This is a genomic window from Dyella sp., assembly GCF_035277725.1.
Lineage (GTDB): Bacteria > Pseudomonadota > Gammaproteobacteria > Xanthomonadales > Rhodanobacteraceae > Dyella_B.
On record NZ_DATEJY010000261.1, the window covers coordinates 1 to 7,554 of the forward strand.

The window sequence follows — 7,554 nt, forward strand, 5'->3', positions numbered from 1 at the left end:
GGGATTTTCAGATCCAGCATGTCCAGGCAGCTTTGAATCACCATCAGCAGATTGTTGAAATCGTGCGCGACACCGCCGGTGAGCTTGCCGATGGCCTCGGTCTTCTGCGATTGAAACAGCGCTTCGCGCGCGCGATCCAACTCCACCGCGGCGTTGCGTTGCTGCGTGACGTCGCGCGTGATCTTGGCGAAGCCGACCAGCTCGCCATCGTCGTCCAGGATGCGGTCGATGATCACGTGCGCCCAGAAGCGCGAGCCATCCTGGCGCACGCGCCAGCCTTCGCTTTCCACGCGGCCTTCGGTGGCCGCCAGCACCAGGTTCTTCTGCGGCATGCCAGCTTCGCGGTCGGCCTGCGTGTAGAACGAGGAAAAATGCTTGCCGATAATCTCGTTCGCGGCGTAGCCCTTGATGCGCTCGGCACCGACATTCCAGCTGGAGACGTAGCCGCCCTTGTCCAGCATGAAGATGGCGTAGTCCGTCACGCTCTGCACCAGCAGGCGGAACTGCTCCTCGCTGCGGCGCAAGGCTTCGTCGATCTGCCTGCGTTCGCTGAGATCGCGCACGATTTTCGCAAACCCGATCAACTCGCCACGTTCGCCATGGATCGGATCGGTCAGCACTTGCGCCCAAAAATGCGTGCCGTCCTTGCGCACGCGCCAGTTCTCGCATTCATGGCGGCCTTCGGCGCTGGCGATATCCAGCTCGCGGCGCGGCAAGCCTTCGCTGCGCTCTTTTTCGGGGTAGAAGCGCTCAAGATGCTGGCCGATGATGTCTTCGGCGCGATAGCCGGTGATGCGTTCGGCGCCCAGGTTCCAGCTTGTCACGCGCCCGGCCGCATCCAGCATGAAGATGGCGTAGTCGGTAATCGACTCGACCATCAGGCGGTAACGTTGTTCGGGGGTGGTTGATGAGCTCACGTCTGTTTTCACCGATAGATTTGCCTTGTGTCTTTCAGCCAGGAAGCGGTTGAAATATCAAAGATGGATGAAGATTCAGGCATCGGCTCATTGAGCCCGCATGCAGGACGCGTCTTGGAGACGTCACCGCCCGGTCAAGGCGCTCGATTGTGTACCCCAAGCGAGCTTCATGAAAGTACCGAAACGCATGCTTGCAAAACTTTCTGCAAAACCATGCAGTCGGTTCACTCATGCGTCACGCCCGCTAATCGCATCGCACACGACGGCGATGGCAAAAGATGCACGAAGATGCGCTTACAAGCAGACAGGCAAGCGCTCTGGCGACGTCCTTGCATCGAGTGTTCCATGTCCGATGACACCTGTACTGCCCTAATTGATGGCTTCGAGCAAAAACTTCAACCCGGCGAGCGATTGATCGATGCCTTCATTCGCCTCGGCATCACCGTGCCGCACCTGTGTTACCTGAAAACGCTCGGCCCGTTGGAAACTTGCGACACCTGCCTGGTGGAAGTCAATGGCAAGCTGGTGCGCGCCTGCTCTACCCATGCGCAAGCCGGCGACGTCATCATCACCGGCTCGCCCGCTGCAAAACAGGCGCGCGAAGAAGGCATGGACCGCATTCTCGCCAAGCACGAGCTGTATTGCTCGGTATGCGAGAACAATACCGGCGACTGCCAGCTTCACAATACCTTCGCCGATATGGATATCACCATCCAACGCTATCGATTCACGCGCAAACCACATAAAAAAGACGAATCGAATGCGTTCTACACCTACGACCCGGATCAATGCATCCTGTGCGGCCGCTGCGTGGAGGCGTGCCAGAACGTGGAAGTCAACGAAACGCTGAGCATCGACTACAGCAACGCACACCCGCGCGTGCTGTGGGACGGTGGCAAGCCGATCGGCCAATCCAGCTGCGTCTCCTGCGGCCACTGCGTCACCGTGTGCCCATGCAACGCGCTGCTGGAGCGCACGCTGCAGCCGGACGCCGGCCCGTTCACCGCGATCGAGGCCGACACCAAGCGCACCATGATCGATTTCGTCAAGGCGCTGGAAGACACCACCGGCACGCCGCCAATCACCGCGATTTCCAAGATCGACGTGGCCCTGCGGCAACAGGAGATCAAGCGCACCAAGACCGTCTGCACGTATTGCGGCGTGGGTTGCTCGTTCGAGATGTGGACGCGCGGCCGGCATATTTTGAAGGTGCAACCGATGGAGGAAGCGCCGGTCAACGGCATCTCCACCTGCATCAAGGGCAAGTTCGCATGGGATTTCGTCAACGCGAAGGAACGCCTCACCGTGCCGTTGATTCGCGAGAACGGTACGTTCCGCGAGGCCAGCTGGGCTGAAGCGCTGGACCTGGTCGCCACGCGGCTCAAGCACATCCACGCCACCTATGGCCCGCAATCCATCGGCTTTATCGGCTCCAGCAAGGCCAGCAACGAAGAGGCCTATCTCACGCAGAAGATCGCGCGGCTGATCTTTCGCACCAACAGTGTCGACAACTCCTCGCGCTATTGCCAGAACCCTGCCACGCAGGGTTTGTTCCGTACCGTCGGCTATGGCGGCGATGCCGGTTCGATCAAGGACATCGCCTCCGCCTCGCTGGTGATCCTGGTGGGTTCCAACACGGCCGAGTGCCATCCGGTGATCGCCTCGCGCATCAAGGCCGCGCACAAGCTGCGCGGGCAGAAGCTGATCGTGGTCGATCCACGCAAGCACGAGATGGCCGCGCGCGCGGATATCTACCTCAAAGTGAAAAGCAGCACAGACCTGGTGTGGGCTTGTGCCACCGCGCGCTACATCTTCGATCACGGATTGGAGGACAAGGCATTCTTGAGTACGCAGGTCAACGGCGTGGAGGAATTCCGCCGATCGCTGGAGCCATTCACGCTCGAATTTGCCGAGCAAGTGACCGGCTTGTCGCAAGCACAGCTGATGGAAGCGGCGGAAATGATTGCGCATGCGCCGTCCGTTTGCCTGCTGTGGGCGATGGGCATCACGCAGCATAGCCATGGTTCGGATACCAGCACGGCGTTGTCGAATCTATTGCTGGTCACCGGCAACTATGGACGCCCCGGCACCGGCGGCTATCCCATGCGCGGCCACAACAACGTGCAGGGTGCCAGCGATTTCGGCTGCCTGAAAAACGTGTATCCCGGCTACGAGAAAGTCACCGACCAGGAAGCGCGTGCACGCTGGGCCAAGGCCTGGGGCGTGCCGACGGAACATCTCTCTGACGAGGTGGGCCTGGACAACTTCAGCATGGTCGAGAAAGCGCACAAGGGCGAAGTGAAAGCGATGATGGTGATCGGCGAGGAAACCGCCATCTCCGATGCCGATACGCAGAACGTGATCGATGCATTCAAGAAACTCGAGTTCTTCGTGGTCGTGGATATGTTCGTCAGCCGCACGGCGGAATTCGCCGACGTGATCCTGCCCGCGTGCGCGAGCGTGGAAAAGGACGGCAGCTTCGTCAACACCGAGCGCCGTATCCAGCGTTTCTACAAAGCCATGGAACCGCTGGGCGAAAGCCGCCCCGACTGGGCGATTCTTACCGACCTGGCCAAACAGCTTGGACATGATTGGGGCTACACGCATCCCTCGCAGATCATGGCCGAATGTGCCGGCGTCGCGAAAATGTTTGCAGGCGTGAACTACGAACGGCTGGAAGGTTGGAAATCACTGCATTGGCCGGTGAAGGAAGACGGCACCGATACGCCGTTGCTCTACACCGATGGCTTCCACTTCCCCGACAAGAAAGCCAAGCTGCATCCCGTGCAATGGAATCCACCGGAGGAAGATGCCGACAGCAGCTACGACATCATCCTCGACAACGGCCGCCTGCTCGAACACTTCCAATCCACCAACCAGACCGGCCGCGGACCGCGCGTGCACAACGAGACGCCGCACTGGTTCGTGGAAATCAGCCCGGAACTGGCGGCCGAACGCGGCATCGAAGACGGCACCTGGCTACGTATCACCTCACGCCGCGCGCATGTCGACGTGCGCGCTACCGTCACCGATCGCGTCAGCGGCAAGACCATGTATCTGCCGATCCACCACGCCAAGCCGGGCGTAAACACACTGACCGGCGAGCATCACGATTCGGAGGTCAATACGCCTGCTTATAAAGAGCTGGCCGTGCGCATCGAAAAGCTGCCGATGGAAAAAGGCGCGCCGCCGTTGCCGTACCGCAATCACCGCTATGGCAAGCGCACGCCGAACCTCGGCCCCGATGCCGAGCAGAAATGGGCACGTGCCGAATATCAGGAACCGCCGGCAACCATCGAACATCCCGAGACACTCTAATGGCCGAACCCCTCACCTATCAGCCGACACCGCCGAGAATCGGCCCCAGCGCGCGCGAAGAACTGGACCAGTTGCTGGAAACCTTGCACGAGTCGGGCGTGTTGCGGCTCGCCAACGACATCGCTGCCGGCAAGCAGGACATCATCGGCATCGTGATGAAGGGTTTGAACCTGGAAGGCTCGCGCTACGCCACGCAGAACATTGCCGCGATCCTGATGGTGCTGGCACAGATTCCACCACCGCGTTTCTACAAGATCGCCACCACGCTCAAAGATGCGTTGCTGGCGGCTGCAGACGAACCGCCGGCGGAAAAAGAAGCGCCCGGCGTGCGTGGGTTTTACAAGGCGTTGAAGGACGAAGAAACCTGGCGGGCGCTGGCGCCATTGGTGCAAGGCTTGATGGCGCTGGGCGAAGGTTTGCGCAAACCGGCACCGGAGAAGCCGATCTCCTCGTTCACCGGCAAGCCAAGCAACGCGTAGGTGCCACGTAGGCTGGGATGAAATCCCAGCACCGCCATGCCAACAAACGCGGGGATTTCATCCCAGCCTAGATGGTTCGCCAGCCTGCGTAGCATCAAACCGGCAGCGCCGTCGTCCGCTTCACCGTGCGCAACGCCAGCGTCGACTGCACGCGCACCACGCCCGGCAACTGCGTGAGTATCTCGGTATGGATGCGCTCGAAATCCGCCGAATCCGCATACGCCACACGCACCATGTAATCAGCCGCACCGGCGAGCAAACAGCATTCGGTAACTTCGGGATGTTTCTGGATCGCCACCTCGAACGCATCCAGCGCCGCGCGCCCCTGCTGATCCAGGGTGACCAGTACGAAGGCCGTGCCTGACAGGCCGGCCGCTTTCTCGTCCAGCAGCATCACATAGCGGGAAATCAGCCCCCGATCCTCCAGCAGCTTCACCCGCCTCAGGCAGGCGGAGGGAGAAAGATTGATCCGCTGGGCCAGTTCCGCGTTGGCCAGCCGGCCGTCCTCCTGCAGCAGGCGGAGGATGGCGCGGTCGCGCTCGTCCAGGGGCGGAAAAGAGTTCGTCATAAATTCTGCTTTTTACCGAAAACGCCGCAGCGGATGCGAAAAACTTGCCGATCCATGGCCATAATGAGCGAGAAATTGCGCAAGGCCTCGATCATACTGCGCGCCGCACGGCACACGGAAGGCCGGCACAGCAACCTTCCCAATCCATAGTCGAGAGATCGAGTCATGCGCATCGGTGTACCGAAAGAGATCAAGAACCATGAATACCGGGTGGGCCTTGTCCCATCTTCTGTGCAGGAATTGGTACACCACGGCCATCAGGTGATGGTGCAGAAGGATGCCGGCGCTGGCGCCGGCCTGACAGATGCGGACTACGTGGCCGCAGGCGCCACCATCATCGAAAACGCCGACCAGATCTTTGCCGAAGCCGACATGATCGTGAAGGTGAAGGAACCGCTGGCGGTGGAGCGCAAGAAGCTCCGCAAGGGTCAGATCCTGTTTACCTATCTGCATCTGGCGCCCGATGCCGAGCAGACGCATGACCTGATCGCCTCCGGCGCCATCTGCATCGCTTATGAAACGGTCACCGCGGCGAACGGCTCGCTGCCGTTGCTGACGCCGATGTCCGAAGTGGCCGGCCGTCTTGCGCCGCAAGTCGGTGCGCACTCGCTGGAGAAGGCCCAGGGTGGCCGCGGCGTTCTGCTGGGCGGCGTGCCCGGCGTGCCGGCGGCAGAAGTAGTGATTCTCGGCGGCGGCGTCTCCGGTACGCACGCGGCCACCATCGCGGTCGGCATGGGCGCGAAGGTCACCGTGGTGGATCGCTCGGCCGAAGCGCTGAAGCGCCTGGCCACGCAATTCGGCACCTCGATCTCCACCGTGTTTTCCACCCGTTCGGCGATCGAAGAACTGGTGCGCCGCGCCGACCTGCTGATCGGCACCGTGCTGGTGCCCGGCGCTGCCGCGCCCAAGCTGGTGACCCGCGACATGGTGCGCACGATGAAGCCGGGTTCGGTGATCGTCGACGTTGCCATCGACCAGGGCGGCTGCGTGGAAACCTCGCACGCCACCACGCATTCCGATCCCACCTATGTGGTCGACGGCGTGGTGCATTACTGCGTGGCCAACATGCCGGGCGCCGTGGCGCGCACGTCCACATTTGCACTCAACAGCGTGACGCTGCCGTTCACCCTCGCGCTGGCCAACCACGGTTGGCAGAAGGCGCTGCAGCAGGACGTGCATCTGCGCAATGGCCTCAACGTGTTCGAAGGCAAGGTGACCTGCGAGCCGGTGGCGCAGGCGCATAACCTGGCGTATGTGAAGGCGGAAAGCGTGCTGGGGATGTAACTGACACTGCACCCTCCCTTGATTGATTTGCAAGGGAGGGTGCGTAGGTTGGGTTAGCGCAGCGTAACCCAACGAATCGCTCCGGACATGTTGGGTTACGCTGCGCTAACCCAACCTACGCGATGACACGGCCTACTCGAACACAATGTCCTCTTCGAGCAGCGCCGACAAATACGCATGGCATGTCCAACCATGCTGCAAGCGCGCCTCGATCGCCATGGCAATCACCTGCTGATTGCGTGGCGTGACGTCACACCCATGGCAGCGCAGGAAATCCGTAATAAACCCCTGAATCTCCCACGGCATGCGCTCGAAAGGCGTAGCCGCCTCTCGGAGATGCACGCGCCGGATGCGTAGGCGAGCCTTGTGCGTCACGTTCGCTCAGCTCTTTGGCTGTTCCTGAAATGATTCGTGCATAAAGCGCACCAATGCCATGCAAGTGGCCCGTCGCCCCGGCGAACGCCGGGGCCCAGCGACTTCGGCATGAAAGTCACTAGATCCCGGCGTTCACCCACTGCTGTCCGGGGAAAATAAGATGCGCGGAAAAATTTTTTTCGCATATCGCCTGAGATCTGAATTTCTACTTGGAATTCAACATTCCTTGATTCGTCGCCCCGGCGAAGGCCGGGGCCCAGTGCCTTTGGGATCCGCAAGTCGCTGGGTCCCGGCTTTCGCCGGGACGACGAGTTATCAGGCATCGCGGCGAAGGTGCAGGATTTTTCCCGGACAGCAATGGGCGTTCACCAGGACGACGGATATCAGCACTTTTCACGTCCGCGGACATCACCGGACACGCCGCGGACAACATGTCGAATCCCCTTCCCTCCGTTCGTCGCCGGATAAACACCCCCTTTTCCACGGAGCCACCGCGATGAACCTGAAACTCTATGCCCATCCCTTTTCGCTGTATTGCCAAAAGGTGCTGGTCGCGCTGTACGAAAACGACATCCCGTTCGAATGGCGCAAGCTGTCGGAGGAACAGCCGGAG

The 7,554-nt window shown here is 60.9% G+C and carries 7 protein-coding genes; 4 read left to right on the forward strand and 3 right to left on the reverse strand.

The features are described from left to right. Positions 1-917 (reverse strand): PAS domain S-box protein (locus VJR68_RS20915; protein WP_324150773.1); only part of this gene is annotated, 917 nt, incomplete at its 3' end. Positions 918-1,262: 345 nt separating this feature from the next. Here VJR68_RS20915 and fdhF point away from each other — a divergent pair. Together fdhF and VJR68_RS20925 are read left to right on the forward strand one after the other, a co-directional pair. After that, positions 1,263-4,235: a formate dehydrogenase subunit alpha gene (gene fdhF, locus VJR68_RS20920; RefSeq protein ID WP_324150774.1), complete on the forward strand. Its 2,973-nt coding sequence runs from the start codon at positions 1,263-1,265 to the stop codon at positions 4,233-4,235. Then, entirely contained in the window at positions 4,235-4,714 is a 480-nt protein-coding gene (locus tag VJR68_RS20925) for a DUF1641 domain-containing protein (RefSeq protein WP_324150776.1), read from the forward strand. Before fdhF ends, VJR68_RS20925 begins: the two co-directional genes overlap by 1 nt. Before the next feature lie 94 nt (positions 4,715-4,808). Here VJR68_RS20925 and VJR68_RS20930 read toward each other — a convergent pair whose 3' ends face one another. After that, positions 4,809-5,282 (reverse strand): Lrp/AsnC family transcriptional regulator, encoded by a 474-nt coding sequence (locus tag VJR68_RS20930; protein WP_324150777.1) that lies wholly within the window; start codon positions 5,280-5,282, stop codon positions 4,809-4,811. A gap of 165 nt (positions 5,283-5,447) precedes the next feature. On the opposite strand from VJR68_RS20930, the gene ald reads away from it, so the two are divergent. After that, positions 5,448-6,566 carry an alanine dehydrogenase gene (ald, locus tag VJR68_RS20935; RefSeq protein ID WP_324150778.1) on the forward strand — a complete coding sequence of 373 codons (1,119 nt, stop codon included), beginning with the start codon at positions 5,448-5,450 and terminating at the stop codon, positions 6,564-6,566. A 132-nt stretch (positions 6,567-6,698) separates the two neighbouring features. On the opposite strand, the gene VJR68_RS20940 is transcribed toward ald, so the two are convergent. Beyond that, positions 6,699-6,941 (reverse strand): hypothetical protein, encoded by a 243-nt coding sequence (locus VJR68_RS20940; protein ID WP_324150780.1) that lies wholly within the window; start codon positions 6,939-6,941, stop codon positions 6,699-6,701. A 496-nt stretch (positions 6,942-7,437) separates the two neighbouring features. Between VJR68_RS20940 and VJR68_RS20945 the strand changes: the two genes are divergently transcribed. Next, positions 7,438-7,554: glutathione S-transferase N-terminal domain-containing protein (locus VJR68_RS20945; RefSeq protein ID WP_324150781.1), on the forward strand; the 117-nt coding region annotated here is incomplete at its 3' end.

Excerpts from the sequence above, each read along its gene's own strand:
- fdhF (WP_324150774.1), top strand. The coding sequence starts at position 1,263 with ATGTCCGATGACACCTGTACTGCCCTAATTGATGGCTTCGAGCAAAAA.
- VJR68_RS20925 (WP_324150776.1), top strand. The coding sequence starts at position 4,235 with ATGGCCGAACCCCTCACCTATCAGCCGACACCGCCGAGAATCGGCCCC.
- VJR68_RS20930 (WP_324150777.1), bottom strand. The coding sequence starts at position 5,282 with ATGACGAACTCTTTTCCGCCCCTGGACGAGCGCGACCGCGCCATCCTC.
- ald (WP_324150778.1), top strand. The coding sequence starts at position 5,448 with ATGCGCATCGGTGTACCGAAAGAGATCAAGAACCATGAATACCGGGTG.